Genomic DNA, 15,661 nt, shown 5'->3' with positions numbered 1-15,661 from the left:
GGGCCGGCGTTTGCCGGCCCTTCGTCTTTCCGGCGCACGATGTGGCGCCTCGTCGTGCGGTGCTAAAGTTGCCGGCTCGCTCGACTCCGGCTCCATCGATGACCGTCAACGCCTCCGGCCTTCCCACCGTCAGCACCCGCGTCTACCCGCGCGGAGGACTTGACGTGCTCTCCCGCCACGAGGTCGCGCGCCTGCGCGACGTCTCCAGCGGCGGCCTGCACGAACTGCTGCGGCGCTGCGCGCTGGCGGTGCTGACCAGCGGCAGCCAGTCCGACGACCCGCGCGCCGCGCAGGAGCTGTATCCGGACTTCGACATCGAGGTGCAGCAGCAGGAGCGCGGCATCAAGTTGATGCTGGAGAACGCGCCGGCGATGGCCTTCGTCGACGGCCGCGTGATCGAGGGTGTCGCCGAGCTGCTGTTCGCGGTGGTGCGCGACATCGCCTATACCTCGAGCGAGGTCGAGGACAGCGGCCGCTTCGACCTCAGCGATTCCGAGGGCATCACCAGCGCCGTGTTCGAGATCCTGCGCAACGCGCGCATCCTCGTCGCCCACCAGGACCCGAACCTCGTGGTGTGCTGGGGCGGCCACTCGATCAACCGCGAGGAGTACGAGTACACCAAGTCGGTCGGCTACCAGCTCGGCCTGCGCGGGCTCGACATCGCCACCGGCTGCGGCCCCGGCGCCATGAAGGGGCCGATGAAGGGCGCCAACATCGCCCATGCCAAGCAGCGCCGGGTCAACAACCGCTACATCGGCATCACCGAGCCCGGGATCATCGCCGCCGAGTCGCCGAACCCGATCGTCAACGAGCTGGTGATCCTGCCGGACATCGAGAAGCGCCTGGAGACCTTCGTGCGCGTCGGGCACGGGATCATCGTGTTCCCGGGCGGCGTCGGCACCGCCGAAGAGATCCTGTACCTGCTCGGCATCCTGCTGCACCCGAACAACGCGGAGCTGCCGTTCCCGCTGGTGTTCACCGGGCCGCGCTCGGCGGCGCCGTACTTCGAGCAGATCGACCGCTTCCTCAGGCTCACGCTGGGCGATGCGGCCACCTCGCGCTACCGGATCATCATCGCCGACCCGGCCGAGGTCGCCCGCGAGATGGTGCAGGGCGTGCGTCGGGTGCGCCAGCACCGGCTGGAGACGCGCGACGCGTTCTTCTTCAACTGGACGCTGCACATCCCGTTCGAGTTCCAGCAGCCGTTCGCCCCGACCCACGAGGCCATGCGTGCGCTGGACCTGCACCGCGAACGCCCGGTGCACCTCCTTGCCGCCGATCTGCGCCGCGCGTTCTCGGGCATCGTCGCCGGCAACGTCAAGGAGGACGGCATGCGCCGGATCGAGCAGTACGGCCCGTTCGAGATCCACGGCGACCACGAATTCATGCAGCACCTCGACGCGCTCCTGCGGGCCTTCGTCGAGCAGCGGCGCATGAAGATCGCCGGCGACTACCGACCCTGCTACCGGGTCGTGGCCTGAGCGACCGGCGGCGGCCGCGCGCTCGTCGCTCCGCGGCCACCGCCTGTCGCGCTCCGATGGGCGTCGGCGGTCCGCTCCCCTAGCATCGCGCGGCGTCTGTCAGGGGAGTCGGGCTGATGCCCAAGGCACGGGGTTTCACGTTGGTGGAGCTGATGATCACTGTCGCCGTGCTGGCGGTGGTGGCGGCGATCGCATTGCCGAATTTCAAGGGCACGATGCAGCGCAACCAGTTGGCGACGGCAGCGAACGAGGTGCTCGCGGCCGTCGCCCTCGCACGGACGGAGGCGCTTCGCAGCCCCCGTACGGTGTCGGTCTGCGCCAGCGACGACGGCGCCTCCTGTGGGGGTGAGTGGAGCAACGGCTGGCTGGTCTGGATCGACGAGGATGCCAGCGGCGGCGCCTGCGACGTCGGCAGCGGAGACCGGGTGCTGCGTTACGTCGAGACGAACCGCAACCTGTCGATCGCGGCCGAGTCCGAGAGCGGCGGCTCCGCCGAGTGCTTCCAGTTCGACCGCCAGGGGCGCGTGCAGGACCGGGGGAGGCGCGCGCTGACGATCACGGTCGACGACGCGCCCGACGATGCGAGTCTCGTGCGCGAGATCAGGATCTCCGCGACCGGACAGACGCGGATCTGCCAGGGAGCCTGCGCATGAATCGGGGACGCGGCAGGCAGTCACGGCGGCTCGGGGCCGGCGGCTTCTCGCTCATCGAGGTACTGATCGCGCTGCTGGTGCTGGCGTTCGGTCTGCTCGGGTTCGCCCTGCTGCAGACGACCGGCCTGCGGTTCACGCAGAGCGCGAACTACCGGACGCAGGCGACCAACCTCGCCTACGACCTTCTCGACCAGATGCGGTCGAACCGGTTCCAGGCGGCCTGGTACGCGGGAAGCGCGGGCGCCGGCTTCAACGCTGGAGAAGTGACCGACACGGCGTGCTCCAGGGACACCGGCACGGTGAGCCTCGCGCAGAACGTGGCCCGATGGCAGTGCCAGGTCGCCCGTGCGCTGGGCGAGGACGCCAGCGCCGAGGTCAACTACGTCAACGGGCTGGTGACGGTGACGCTGAGCTGGAGCGAGCGCATCGCGGATGACCCGCAGTCGGAGGTGACGGTGAGGACGCAGCTATGACGGGCGGTCGGACCAAGGTGCGCGGCGTGTCGCTGATCGAGCTGATGATCGCGCTCCTCATCGGCAGCCTGCTGCTGCTGGGCCTGGTGCAGATCTTCTCCGCATCCCGGACCTCCTACCAGATGTCGGAAGGCGTCGCGCGCGTGCAGGAGAATGCGCGCTTCGCCATCGATTTCCTGCAGCGCGACATCCGCATGGCCGGCCACTTCGGCTGCGTCAACGACCAGGCGCACTGGGTGAAGGGGGAGGGCGATCCGGCGCTGCATCTGGGTGCATCGCTCCCGCTCGCGCATCCGCTCAATTTCGCCGTCTCCGTCCAGGGCTACGAGGCGAGCGGCACGGCGCCCGGCAACAGCGTCCAGATCGGCGCGGCGGCCGGAGGCTGGTCGCCCGGGCTCCCGACCACCATCAGCGGGCTGTCGCCGGCCGCAGGCAGCGACATCATCGTGCTGCGCTTCCTCGGCAGCCGCGCGGTGCCGGTGACGGCGATCGCGGGTTCGGCGGGGGCCGAGACGCTGACGATCCCGACGTCGACGGGAATCGAGTCGCTGCGGGAAGAGGGCGTGGGCGAACCGGACCTCTTCGGAGTCGCCGACTGCTCGCATGCCGACGTGTTCCCGGGAGCCGCCGCCGATGGCGCGGTCACCGTCGGGGCAGCGGTGCCGGACACCGAGCTGACGGGGCGGTATACGGCGCATCCCGCAGGCCAGACGGCGGTCTATCGCGCGCACTCGATCGTGTACTACGTCGCGCCCGGCGCTTCCGGCGAACCGGCGCTGTGGCGGGCATGGGCGAATGCCGCAGGAGCGTATCCGCCGGGCAACCGCGAGGAGCTGGTGGAAGGCGTCGAGAGCCTGCAGCTCCTGTTCGGCCGGGACGAGGAGCCGGTGCTCGATTCCAGTTCTCCGCCGCGGGGCAACATCACCGTGCAGGGCACGGCAGCGGCCGTGGTCGCGGGCGCGTCCACCGATGCCGAGGTCGCCAACGAGTGGCGGCGCGTCGGCCAGGTCCAGATCGGCCTGCTCGCCCGCAGTCCCGCGCGTGCCGCGGCGATGGCGGCGACCGAGGGTGCCAGTCCGCGGGTGCTGGGCGTCGTCTACACGCCGGCCGAAAACAACGATGCCAGGGTGCGGATCGCGTACGAGACCACGGTCGCGCTCCGCAACCGGCTGTTCGGGAACTGAGCAACGATGCGCAACGACCTTCACCCATCGGTCTTCATCCCGCCCCGTGCGCAGCGCGGCGCGGTGCTGTACGTCGCGCTGATCATGTTGATCCTGCTCGCGCTCATCGGTATCACCGCGATGCAGGTCGCGGGCCTGCAGGAGCGGATGTCCTCGAACTACAGGGCCGTGAACCTCGCATTCCAGAATGCCGAGGCGCTGGCGCGGACCGCGGAATGCAACATCGAGGACATGGAAAACCGGGTGGCGATGCGCTGCGAACAGGTCGTGACCGCGGCCGACATCTCCGAGACCTGCGGAGTGGACGCCGGAGCCTGGGTCGATCAGCAGGATTTCCCGGCCGTGCCGACTCCCAACGTCCGCAAGATCGACCAGTGCATCGCCGGTGAATCGAACATCGCGATGGGAGTGGGGCCGGTCGGCGAGGTCTCGCCGATCAGCATCTACCAGATCACCGCATACCAGACCGACATGCCCGGAGACGGCGAGACGCCGACCTCGGCAGCCGCGATCGACTCCGTCTTCAAGCTCTAGAGGAACATCCATGGCATCGCACAAGAGCGGCCCGATCGTGGCCTCGGTGGCGGCCTGCCTCGGCGTGCTGGCCGCAGGCTATGCCGGCTATGCCGCGTATGCGGCACAGGCCAGGCCGGGCGCCGTACTCGCGCAGGCGCCGTTGAATGTCGAGGTGCAGGTTCCTCCCGCCTTCATCATGGCGCTCGACGATTCGGGGTCGATGAACTGGGAAACGATGAACAACACGCGCGACGGCGCCTTTACCTGGGCCCGCGCGACGAACAACTCCAGCGTCATCCGTAGCTTCTTCGATACGAACGGCGTTCCCTTCGGCTATTCCGGCGGCTACTCCAGGACCACCAACTACCTTTTCGTCTTCCCGTATCCGGGAAGGAACAACGACCAGAACGCGATTCCGCCGACCACGAACTTCGGTTTTGCCCGGAGCCATGAGTTCAATCCCGCCTACTTCAACCCTGGCACGACGTACGAGCCGTGGAAGAACGCGGACGGGTCCGTCTATGCGAATGTCGACCCTGCCAACGCTCCGGTTGACCCTCGGCCTGCAGGAGTCAACAACAAGATCAACTATCGGGTCGATCTGACAGCGCCGCTGGAAGAAACCGATGGTGGTTGGCTGTTCCAGATGCGCACGGACATGGTGCTGCCTGCGGGTACCCGTCACTGGTTGAACGGCTGCGGAGGCTCGCGGCCGGGCCCGAACAGGACCTGGTACACGCATGGCTCGGATGTGAGGTTTTCCAGCGACTGCGACATCGCCATTTCCTTCTATCCGGCGACCTATTACCTGACCGTGCCGAACTCGCCTGACGGCTATAGCGGTACGCCGCTGCCTGTCGTGAATCCGGTCGGCGGTCCCCCTGATACCACCCTGTACCGGTATGAGATCAGGCGGTCCAACTATCCGAGCCAGGAGCTTTATGCGCGGGCGATCCAGAACTTCGCCAACTGGTTCACCTACTACCGGACGCGGCGCGAGGCGCTCATCTCCGGCCTGACCAATTCGCTGCTCGACGTACAGAACATGCGGGTCGGCTGGTTCCTCATGAACGTGCGCGACAACGTGACCATGTACGACCTGACCGATCCGGACGAGAAGGAGGATCTGTTCGAGGGACTGTACAAGATCCCTGCGAGCGGCAATACACCGAGCCGTCGCGCGGTGGATCATCTGGGGAAGCAGTTCCAGCGCTCCGGCAACAACGCCCCGGTGCAGCTGACCTGCCAGCGCAACGCCGGCATGCTCTTCACCGACGGCTACATCAACGACACCAGCAGCCCCTCCTCGACGCTTCAGGACGACGGCCTCGGCGCGCCTTTCGAGGATAAGGTCCCCAACACGATGGCAGACATCGTGCTGCCCTATTATCTGGAAAGCCTGCGTCCGGGAGGATTCGACACGAACAACGTGCCGGTTCCGAGCGGATGCTCCGCCGACAATCCGGACCCTCGCCTGGATTGCCAGACCAACCTGCACATGAACTTCTACGGGATCACCCTGGGAACCCTCGGCAACCTCTACGGCGACGAATATCAGCAGGATCCCGAGCAGCCATGGGTGGTGAACCCCAGTCCGTTCGACCAACCGCCGAGCTGGCACACCTCGCGTGTCGACCTCAGCCCGCATGCCGTCGACGAGATGTGGCACGCGACGATCAACGCGCGCGGCGAGATGATCAACGCGAGCACGCCGGAAGCGATCACCCTGGCCATGCGCCGCATCCTCGCATCCGTGCCGGGAGCCGCGACGCCGTCGGGCACCCTGGCCATGAGCGGCGCGCGCGTCGGAGCCGGCTCGCTCTCCGTCAGCCCGACCTATGAGGCCCGCGACGAGGGCACCGACTGGTTCAGCACCCTGACGGCGCAGCGCGTCCGCACCAATACGGCCGGGACGGCGACCGAGTTCCAGTACCTCTGGGAAGCGGCTGCAGCGATGCCTGCGGCCGCTAGCCGCGACGTTTACGCCACCAAGGGCGGCACCGTCGTCCGCTTCAATGCCGCCAACATCAGCCTCGATGACGTCTGCACGAAGCCGGACGGCCTCTATCCCGGCATGGTGCGCTGCACGTCGGGCGAAATCGCCGCACTCGGCGTGGATAGGACGCAGGCCGTCAACTATCTCCTCGGCGACCGCACGCTGGAGCGCTCGGGCGACACCGGCAAGCTGCGCAAGCGCTCGTCGCGCCTGGGCGACATCGTCAACTCCACTCCCGTGATCAGCTCGCCCGACGACGACTACGGCTACGGTTCGCTGCCGGCCCCGTATGGGACGAGCTACCGTACCTATCTCAACACCACCAAGCAGTCGCGCCGCTACATGGTCTACGCCGGCGCCAACGACGGCATGCTGCACGCGTTCGACGGCGGGATGGACGCGGACAACCAGGTGGGCGGAAGCGGGGGGCGCGAGGAGTTCGCCTATGTTCCCGCAACCGCGCTGGGGCACATGGGCAACCTGCTGTTTCCCTACGAGCCCGATAACCGCAGCGACCAGAAGTTCAGCCACCGGTACTACGTCGACGGCCCCGTCACCGTGTCCGACGCCTACGTAGGCAACGCGTGGGAAACGGTGCTCGTCGGCACGGCTGGCGCTGGCGGGCGTGGGGTCTTCGCCCTCAACGTGTCGGACCCCGCCAACTTCGATCCCGCGGACCGGCTGTGGGAGATCAGCGACCTCGACGCTTCGCTCAGCGACGCCGTGCGCGCGAACATCGGCCATGTGCTCGGTCGCCCGGTCATCGTCCCGGTGAAGAGCGACGGGGTGGTGCGCTGGAAGGCGATCTTCGGCAATGGCTACAACAGCGCCAGCGGCAAGGCGGTGCTGTTCGTCGTGGACATCGCCTCGGGCGCGCCGTCGATCACGATGATCGAAGCGGTGGAGGCAGGTGCCGGCGTGCCTGCCGGCAGCAATGGCCTGGGCAACATCGTGGTGGTCGATCGCTGGGGACCGGACGGCGCCAATCAGCTCAACGGCATCGTCCGCGACGGCTTCGCCGATACCGTGTACGCAGCCGACCAGAAGGGCGCGCTGTGGAAGTTCGATCTGCGCAGTTCCGCTCCGGCGACGGTGACGACGCCTGTCTTCACCACGCGGTCCTTTGTCGAAGGCGGGCAGACCTACCGGCAGCCCATCATCGGTGGCATGACCGCGGCGGCAGGCCCCAATGCCGGCGTGATGCTGTACTTCGGAAGCGGAAGCTTCTCCTTCCAGGGCGATCCGGACGATCGTTCGGTGCAGTCGCTGTATGCCGTGAACGACACCGTGCGGGGCAGCGTCACCAGCTCGTTGAGCCGCGGCAACCTCCAGGGTTATTCCGTGGGCGGCGGCGCCACCGAGCGCAGCATCTCGATGACGGGCAGCGGTCCGAGCTTCGCCTCTGGCTGGTACGTGGACCTGCCTGCTGGAGAGCGCTTCGTCGGCTATCCGCGCATCGCATCGGGCATCGTGTTCATGCCGACCTATGCGCCGCAGGACGGCAGTGCCGGGTGCAGCACGAACGGATCGAACTGGCTGTTCGGATTGAACGCGAGCTCCGGCGCCGCGGCGCTGTCGAACGCGCGCTACGGATCGCCGAGCGGCAACAATCCGAGCGAGGGAACCGCGAGCGTGATCCTCAATACCGGCGGTACCGCACCGGTCAAGGACGTCGGCGTCAACGTGCTGCCGCGGCTGCAGCCGGGCGCTCCGGACGACCTCAGTGCCCCCGGGGCGCCGCCGTCGACGCCCGAGCAGGGCTGTTGGATGACGGTCACGACTGCAGGGCTCGTCGAGCCGCTCTATCTTCCCTACCCGTGTGGACGCCAATCGTGGAGGCAGGTCGAATGACGAGGAGCAGCCTGAGGGGTGCGATGCATGCATGGCACAGGGCGGCGCGCGAGGGTCGCGCCGGGGGCTTCACGCTGATCGAGTTGATGATCGTCGTCGCGATCGTCGCCATTCTCGCGGCGATCGCCTATCCCTCCTACCAGGAGCACGTGCGCAAGTCGCGCCGCGGGCAGGCGAAGGCCGACCTGGTCGAGTTCGCGCAGCTGGCGGAGCGCTACCACACCGTCAACAACACCTACGCCGGCTTCACTCTTCCGGCGACGCAGTCCCCGCGCGACGGGACCGGGTTCTATGACCTCGCGTTCGTGGGGACCCCCAGCCAGTCCACCTTCACCGTGCGCGCTGCCCCCAGGAGCGGTACGCCGCAGGCGCAGGATCGCTGCGGCACGCTGACGATCAACCACGCAGGCGTGAAGACCCACTCGGCCGGAACCGACGCGGAGTGCCAGTTCGGCCGTACCCCCTGATCCGTCAGCGGCCTCTACGCCTTCGGGAGGCCGCGGGCTACCGGTGAGGCCGTGGCCGGCCATCGCTGGTGCCCCGGGCGCAGGCGGGTCGACAGGGTCTCGCGACACGCGTGGGAATGCGGATCGAGGAGATGCCGAGGCGGCTCGCACCTGATGGCGGTGGATAGGACCGACGCTCGTACCGCCGAGCGTCGGGTCGCCGCCGGGAGCAAGCGCGGCAGGCAGACGGCGGGAGCCGCGGTGGATGTCGTCCCGCGAGAGCGGTGCCGCGATCCGCGGCCATCGTCCTGTCGCTGCCGCCCGTCCCCACCAACAAGAAAGGCCCTGCTTGCGCAGGGCCTCTTCTACGATCTGGCGCCCGAAGTTGGACTCGAACCAACGACCCCCTGATTAACAGTCAAGTGCTCTAACCGGCTGAGCTATTCGGGCGGGGTCGACAATTGTAGCCGACCGGGACAGGCGGTCAAGCGGCCGTCCGCTCATCAGACGGTCGCCGCTCAGCCGGCGCCGCCGGGCGCGAACGGACAGGGGGTGGGGGCGGTCGGGCGCTCGCTGCGGGTGCGGCCGCTGATGTTCAGGATGACCCTGCCCAGCAGGCGCGGCTCGGCGTCCTCGGAGCACAGGCTGAGGCTGAGGTTGCTGCCGCCGCTGCGGCCGTCGCGCTGGACGCGGATGCGCGTGCGCCCGGCGCTGGAGCGGATCGCGATGCGTCCGGAGGTCTGGACGTGGCGGACGAGGTCGGCGTCGGTGTCGGGCCGGTCGTTGCCGTCCGCATCCACGAACACCAGCCAGCCCGCGCTCCAGTCGGGCTCGTCCACGCAGGCGCCTGCGGCGTCCGCCGGGCACAGCGCCAACGGGCGTCGATGCTGGATTGCGGCCAAGCGTGCGCTGGCGATGCTGGCGGTCAGCTGGTGCATCGCCGTCTGCGCGCGCGTGCGTTGCAGCACGTCGCCGAAGGCCGGCAGCCCGACGGTGGTGACGATCGCGAGGATCGCCACCACGACGAGGAGTTCCAGCAGCGTGAGTCCGTTCCTGCGGCTGCGCATCGGCCTGCCTTTCTGGTGGGTGGACGCACAGCATCCGCGGCGAAGACTTCCCGCGCCGCCGCCGTCGGGCGCGCGGCGCCCTCGGAAATCTCCTCGTCCGGGCCTCCCACCATTCAGGCTTCCGCTTTAGGTTCACGTGCCGCGACCCCACACTGGCGGTCATGAGCGATCGTTTCGAGCTGGTTTCTCCCTACACCCCCTCCGGCGACCAGCCGCAGGCGATCAGGCGCCTCATCGAGGGCTTCGACGCGGGCCTCGCGCACCAGACCCTGCTCGGCGTCACCGGATCGGGCAAGACCTTCACCATCGCCAACATGATCCAGGCGGTCCAGCGGCCGACCCTGGTCATGGCGCCGAACAAGACCCTCGCGGCCCAGCTCTACGGCGAGTTCAAGTCGTTCTTCCCGAAGAACGCGGTGGAGTACTTCGTCAGCTACTACGACTACTACCAGCCGGAGGCCTACGTGCCGGCCTCGGACACCTTCATCGAGAAGGACAGCTCGATCAACGACCACATCGAGCAGATGCGCCTGGCTGCGACCAAGGCGCTGCTGTCGCGACCGGACGCGCTGATCGTCGCCACGGTGTCGGCGATCTACGGCCTCGGCGACCCCGAGGACTACCTGTCGCTGCGCCTGATCCTGGCCAAGGGCGAGCACATCGACCAGCGCCAGCTGATCCGCCAGCTGACCGAACTGCAGTACACGCGCAACGACGTCGAGCTGCGCCGCGGTACCTATCGCGTGAGGGGCGAGGTGGTGGACGTGTTCCCGGCCGAATCCGACGCGGAGGCCGTGCGCATCGAGCTGTTCGACGGCGAGATCGAGGGCATGAGCCTGTTCGATCCGCTCACCGGCGAAGTGCTGCGCAGGATCCCGCGCTACACGATCTATCCCAAGACCCACTACGCCAGCACGCGCCAGAGCGTCCTCAACGCGGTCGAGACGATCAAGGTCGAGCTGCGCGAGCGGCTCGACTGGCTCTACAGGAACAACAAGTTGCTGGAGGCCCAGCGTCTCGAGCAGCGGACCAAGTTCGACCTGGAGATGATGGCCGAGGTCGGCTTCTGCCAGGGCATCGAGAACTACTCGCGGCACATGACCCGGCGCGAGGCGGGCGAGCCGCCACCGACCCTGTTCGACTACCTGCCGCCGGATGCGCTGCTGGTGCTCGACGAATCCCACGTCACCGTGCCGCAGATCGGCGGCATGTACCGCGGCGACCGGGCGCGCAAGGAGACGCTGGTGGAGTTCGGCTTCCGCCTGCCCTCGGCGATGGACAACCGCCCGCTGCGCTTCGAGGAGTGGGAGCTGCGCGCGCCGCGGATGGTCTTCGTGTCCGCGACGCCGGGCAAGTATGAGCTGGAGAAGTCCGACAACAATGTCATCGAGCTGGTGGTGCGGCCGACCGGGTTGATCGACCCGGAGGTCGAGATCCGGCCGGTGGCGACCCAGGTCGACGACGTGCTGGGCGAGATCCACCAGCGCGTGGCGATGGGCGACCGCGTGCTGATCACCACCCTGACCAAGCGCATGGCGGAGAACCTCACCGAATACCTCGCCGAGCACGAGATCAAGGTCCGCTACCTGCACTCCGACATCGATACCGTCGAGCGCGTGGAGATCATCCGCGACCTGCGCCTGGGCAAGTTCGACGTGCTGGTCGGCATCAACCTTCTGCGCGAGGGCCTGGACATGCCCGAGGTCTCGCTGGTCGCCATCCTCGACGCCGACAAGGAGGGCTTCCTGCGCTCGTCGGGCTCGCTGATCCAGACCATCGGCCGCGCCGCGCGCAACGTGCGCGGCAAGGCGATCCTGTACGCCGACTCGGTGACGCGCTCGATGCAGGCCGCGCTCGACGAGACCGACCGGCGCCGCAACCGCCAGATCGAATACAACGCCGAGCACGGCATCACCCCGCAGTCGGTGCGCCGCGCGATCATGGACGTCATGGAAGGCGCGCGCGCCGAACCGGAGATGGAGAAGGTCGGCGGCAAGGGGCGCGGGCGCAAGAAGGGCGCGGCGGTGGCCGAGGAGCGCGAGGATTACGCCGCGCTCTCGCCGGCCCAGCTCGCCGGGCGCATCAAGCAGCTCGAGCAGCGCATGTACAAGCACGCCCAGGACCTCGAGTTCGAGGACGCCGCCCGCGTCCGCGACCAGATCCAGAAGATCAAGGCGGCGACGCTGAAGGCCTGACTGCGTACGCGTCGATCCCTACGCTTCGTTCATGCACTCGAAGCGGTAGTCGTGCGTGCGGATCAGGTCCGCATCGCGTTCGGCGACCAGATCCCGCAGGTCAGCATCGTAGTACCTGCTGTAGTGGGCGTGTCGGCTCGTGTTTGCCGGCGGAGCGGCTTCGAGTCGCTCGCGCTGAAGCTCGGTGAGCGGAATGCCGTTCGCGACGAGGAACCGCGCCAGCCCGGCACGCAGGTCGTCGGTCCCGAGGAGGCTGAGGTTCGTGCATCCTGCATACATGCGGCGATAGAGGAAGCTGTAGAAGCCAACACCGGTGTCCTGCCAGCTTGTGACGCATTCCCTCGTGAGATTGAGCCCGCGCCCGGGGAAGCGCTCTGGCAGGACAGCGCGGAGCCGACGGATGCCTTCGCTGCTTTCCAAGGCAAGCAGGTCGCGGAGCGTCTGAGCGAAATCGCGGCGCCCCTCGTCGCTGACCAAACGGAACAGGGGATTCGGCGTCGGCATCGCCGACTGGAAGGCGTACCAGGAGACGTAGTAGGCCCACGGATTGCGCACCGTCCCCAGAACCGGAAGGGCATGCGCTGCGGCGGGGGCATGGCTGTAGGGCAGGTGGTAGCCCACCTGCCGGATGCCAGGAATGGTTGCGGCGAGGAACCTGTTGACGAAGGTGCCGCGGACTTGTGCAGGTGCAGGAAGACGAAGGTCGGCGCGACGAGCAGGTCAGGCCTGGTGCGGCGCACGGACGCGATCGTCCAGCTCGTGCGCGGTCCTGCCGAGGTCGCGTTCACCGCGCCCGAGTAGATCCAGTAGCGCCGGATCCGGCAGGAAATCGCAGATCAGATGCGTGCGCGGCTGGTCCCAATCGTTGAGAACGGCATGTAGGTTCGAATTGTTCAGCGCCCAGACTTCCCCCGGACGCATCGTGTAGGCGTGGCCGCGGGCGTACATGATCACGCTCGGGTCTGTCTGAACCGGGAAGTGCACCCGGATCGTGGCGCGGAAGTAGTTGCCCCGATCCATATGCAGCGGGATCCGGGCACCTGCGTGAAGCTTTGCCAGCAGGCAGCGCTGCGCACGAGCTGGCACGACTTCCTTGATCAGATGGCGGATGTACGGCGTGTGCTCGAGAGCAGGGCGGTCCTCGATCGGCTTGTCGCCTTCGGCGGGCGCGTAGCCGCGTAGGAACACCGCCTCGGCAGCGCGATGGACCCCGACGCGGCCGCCCCGGCTCCCCCAGAAGTCCGTGGGGAGCGCTTGCACCTCGGCGATCAATCGCAAGTAATCGATCAGGATCGGAAGGCGATTGCAGCCGCCGATCAGGATGTCCTTGTCGAGGGAGGGTGTGGATAGTGACATCGATCGTGGATGGTGGCGGGCGTATGCGGGAGCTTGCGGGCGACGCGGAAGCATATCGCGCTGGCGAAGCGCCGCACGGCTGCATTCGGGTGATTGTCGGCTGCTGCAGCGTGGTGCTAGACTGCGCGGCCCGCATGGCACTGCGGGACAAGCGGGCGGTTAGCTCAGCGGTAGAGCACTACCTTGACATGGTAGGGGTCACAGGTTCGAACCCTGTACCGCCCACCACCTCCGGCCGAGGGCCGAAGGTGATCGCGAACAGCCCGGCCGCGCGCCGGGTTTTTCGTTTCCGCCGTGGCGTTGACACTGCGCCGGGCGGCCCATAGGTTTTCGCGACCTGCGCGGCATGCCGCCGCGCGCGAAGGAGAGGTGGCCCGAGGGCGATCCCGGGTCGAGCGTGCGACATGAGCACTACCGCCATCCAGCGCTGAATCCTCCCGCGCCGCCGCACGGTCGGCGCGTCCTCGCTCGCCCCATCCGCTCCCCGATGCGCGCCACGCTGCGGCGCGTCGTCCACGCAAGGTCCCCATGATCACGATCACGCTTCCCGACGGCAGCCGCCGCGAGTTCGACCATCCTGTCTCGGTGCTGGATGTCGCCCAGTCCATCGGCCCCGGCCTGGCCAAGGCCACGGTCGCCGGCCGCGTCGACGGGCGCCTGGTCGACGCCGTCGACCGCATCGACCACGACGCCAGCCTGCAGATCATCACGCCCAAGGACGAGGCCGGGCTCGAGATCATCCGCCACTCCTGCGCGCACCTAGTCGGCCACGCCGTCAAGCAGCTGTATCCGACGGCGAAGATGGTCATCGGCCCGGTGATCGAGGAGGGCTTCTACTACGACATCTGGTACGAGCGTCCGTTCACGCCCGAGGACCTGGCCGCGATCGAGGCGCGCATGGCGGAGCTGATCGAGAAGGACTACGACGTCATCAAGAAGATGACGCCGCGGGCCGAGGTCATCGAGGTGTTCCGGGCGCGCGGCGAGGACTACAAGCTGCGCCTGATCGAGGACATGCCCGACGAGACGCAGATGGGCCTGTACTACCACGAGGAATACGTGGACATGTGCCGCGGCCCGCACGTGCCGAACACGCGCTTCCTGAAGTCGTTCAAGCTCACCCGCATCTCCGGCGCCTACTGGCGCGGCGACGCCAAGAACGAGCAGCTGCAGCGCATCTACGGCACGGCCTGGGCGGACAAGAAGCAGCTCGCCGCCTACATCCAGCGGATCGAGGAGGCCGAGAAGCGCGACCACCGCCGCATCGGCAAGCAGCAGGACCTGTTCCACCTGCAGGAGGAAGGCCCGGGCCTGATCTTCTGGCATCCCAGGGGCTGGGCGATCTGGCAGGTGGTCGAGCAGTACATGCGCGGCGTCTACCGTGACTCCGGCTACCAGGAGGTGCGCTGCCCGCAGGTGCTCGACGTCTCGCTGTGGAAGCAGTCCGGGCACTGGGACAACTACAAGGAGAACATGTTCTTCACCGAGTCGGAGAAGCGCACCTATGCGCTGAAGCCGATGAACTGCCCGGGCCACGTGCAGGTGTTCAATGCCGGCCTGCACAGCTACCGCGACCTGCCGATCCGCTACGGCGAGTTCGGCGCCTGCCATCGCAACGAGCCCTCCGGCGCGCTGCACGGCATCCTGCGCGTGCGCGGCTTCACCCAGGACGACGGGCATGTGTTCTGCACCGAGGAGCAGATCGAGGCCGAGGTGACCGCCTTCCATCGGCAGGCGCTCAAGGTCTACTCGGACTTCGGCTTCTCCGACATCCAGGTCAAGATCGCGCTGCGCCCGGACTCGCGCCTCGGCGACGACGCGACCTGGGACAAGGCCGAGTCCGCGCTGCGTTCGGCGCTGGGCACCTGCGGCGTCGAGTGGCAGGAACTGCCGGGCGAGGGCGCGTTCTACGGCCCGAAGATCGAGTACCACCTGCGCGACGCCATCGGCCGCACCTGGCAGCTCGGCACGATGCAGGTGGACTTCATGATGCCGGGCCGACTCGGCGCGGAGTACGTCGACGAGCATTCGCAGCGCCGGCATCCAGTCATGCTGCACCGGGCGATCGTGGGCTCGATGGAGCGCTTCATCGGCATCCTGATCGAGCATCACGCCGGGCAGTTCCCGGCCTGGCTCGCGCCGGTGCAGGCGGTGGTCCTCAACATCACCGACGCCCAGGCGGAGGCGGTCGAGGCGGCTCGGAAAAGCCTTGCAAATCAAGGATTCCGGGTTGAGGCCGATTTGCGGAACGAGAAGATCGGCTATAAGATCCGCGCCCATACGCTGCAGCGCGTCCCCTATCTGCTGGTGATCGGGGACCGTGAGCGCGAGAACGGCACCGTCGCGGTGCGCACGCGGGCGGGAGAGGATCTGGGCAGCATGCCCATTGACGCATTCTCCGCACGCCTGCGCGCAGAGTCGGCGCCGCAGCCGGTCCCCTGAT

The 15,661-nt window shown here is 67.7% G+C and carries 12 protein-coding genes and 2 tRNA genes; 10 read left to right on the top strand and 4 right to left on the bottom strand.

The annotated features are described in order from the left end of the window. Positions 1 to 98 precede the first annotated feature (98 nt). From ppnN to KB893_RS05885, 7 genes are all read left to right on the top strand, one after another. Positions 99 to 1,481, top strand: a complete 1,383-nt coding sequence (gene ppnN / locus KB893_RS05915; RefSeq protein WP_211928024.1) for a nucleotide 5'-monophosphate nucleosidase PpnN — start codon at positions 99 to 101, stop codon at positions 1,479 to 1,481. Positions 1,482 to 1,597: 116 nt separating this feature from the next. Beyond that, positions 1,598 to 2,134, top strand: a complete 537-nt coding sequence (locus KB893_RS18290; RefSeq protein ID WP_211928025.1) for a GspH/FimT family pseudopilin — start codon at positions 1,598 to 1,600, stop codon at positions 2,132 to 2,134. Further along, entirely contained in the window at positions 2,131 to 2,607 is a 477-nt protein-coding gene (gene pilV, locus KB893_RS05905) for a type IV pilus modification protein PilV (RefSeq protein ID WP_211928026.1), read from the top strand. Before KB893_RS18290 ends, pilV begins: the two co-directional genes overlap by 4 nt. After that, positions 2,604 to 3,791, top strand: coding sequence for a PilW family protein (locus KB893_RS05900; protein WP_211928027.1), 1,188 nt, complete (start codon positions 2,604 to 2,606; stop codon positions 3,789 to 3,791). Before pilV ends, KB893_RS05900 begins: the two co-directional genes overlap by 4 nt. 6 nt (positions 3,792 to 3,797) lie before the next feature. Then, positions 3,798 to 4,325: a pilus assembly PilX family protein gene (locus tag KB893_RS05895; protein ID WP_213173546.1), complete on the top strand. Its 528-nt coding sequence runs from the start codon at positions 3,798 to 3,800 to the stop codon at positions 4,323 to 4,325. 10 nt (positions 4,326 to 4,335) lie between these two features. After that, complete coding sequence (locus KB893_RS05890) at positions 4,336 to 8,154, top strand: pilus assembly protein (RefSeq protein ID WP_211925628.1); 3,819 nt, start codon at positions 4,336 to 4,338, stop codon at positions 8,152 to 8,154. A gap of 23 nt (positions 8,155 to 8,177) precedes the next feature. After that, positions 8,178 to 8,621 carry a type IV pilin protein gene (locus KB893_RS05885; RefSeq protein ID WP_211925629.1) on the top strand — a complete coding sequence of 148 codons (444 nt, stop codon included), beginning with the start codon at positions 8,178 to 8,180 and terminating at the stop codon, positions 8,619 to 8,621. Between the two features lie 352 nt (positions 8,622 to 8,973). On the opposite strand, the gene KB893_RS05880 is transcribed toward KB893_RS05885, so the two are convergent. Further along, positions 8,974 to 9,050, bottom strand: a tRNA-Asn gene (locus KB893_RS05880). Positions 9,051 to 9,118: 68 nt separating this feature from the next. Next, complete coding sequence (locus KB893_RS05875) at positions 9,119 to 9,667, bottom strand: GspH/FimT family protein (protein ID WP_211925655.1); 549 nt, start codon at positions 9,665 to 9,667, stop codon at positions 9,119 to 9,121. A gap of 161 nt (positions 9,668 to 9,828) precedes the next feature. On the opposite strand from KB893_RS05875, the gene uvrB reads away from it, so the two are divergent. Continuing rightward, positions 9,829 to 11,862 (top strand): excinuclease ABC subunit UvrB, encoded by a 2,034-nt coding sequence (uvrB, locus tag KB893_RS05870; RefSeq protein ID WP_211925630.1) that lies wholly within the window; start codon positions 9,829 to 9,831, stop codon positions 11,860 to 11,862. A gap of 18 nt (positions 11,863 to 11,880) precedes the next feature. Here the strand turns inward: uvrB and KB893_RS05865 are convergent, their stop codons facing one another. Beyond that, positions 11,881 to 12,483: a hypothetical protein gene (locus KB893_RS05865; protein WP_211925631.1), complete on the bottom strand. Its 603-nt coding sequence runs from the start codon at positions 12,481 to 12,483 to the stop codon at positions 11,881 to 11,883. Positions 12,484 to 12,582: 99 nt separating this feature from the next. Continuing rightward, positions 12,583 to 13,218, bottom strand: a complete 636-nt coding sequence (locus KB893_RS05860) for an aspartyl/asparaginyl beta-hydroxylase domain-containing protein (protein WP_211925632.1) — start codon at positions 13,216 to 13,218, stop codon at positions 12,583 to 12,585. A gap of 153 nt (positions 13,219 to 13,371) precedes the next feature. Here KB893_RS05860 and KB893_RS05855 point away from each other — a divergent pair. Further along, a tRNA-Val gene (locus tag KB893_RS05855) sits at positions 13,372 to 13,446 on the top strand. A 300-nt stretch (positions 13,447 to 13,746) separates the two neighbouring features. After that, complete coding sequence (gene thrS, locus KB893_RS05850; RefSeq protein WP_211925633.1) at positions 13,747 to 15,660, top strand: threonine--tRNA ligase; 1,914 nt, start codon at positions 13,747 to 13,749, stop codon at positions 15,658 to 15,660. The last annotated feature ends 1 nt before the right edge of the window (position 15,661 follow it).

This window comes from Coralloluteibacterium stylophorae (genome assembly GCF_018122625.2).
In the GTDB taxonomy this organism is placed as follows: Bacteria; Pseudomonadota; Gammaproteobacteria; order Xanthomonadales; family Xanthomonadaceae; genus Coralloluteibacterium; species Coralloluteibacterium stylophorae.
Note: the sequence above shows the minus strand (reverse complement) of the source record. Positions and strands in the feature narration are given on the sequence as shown.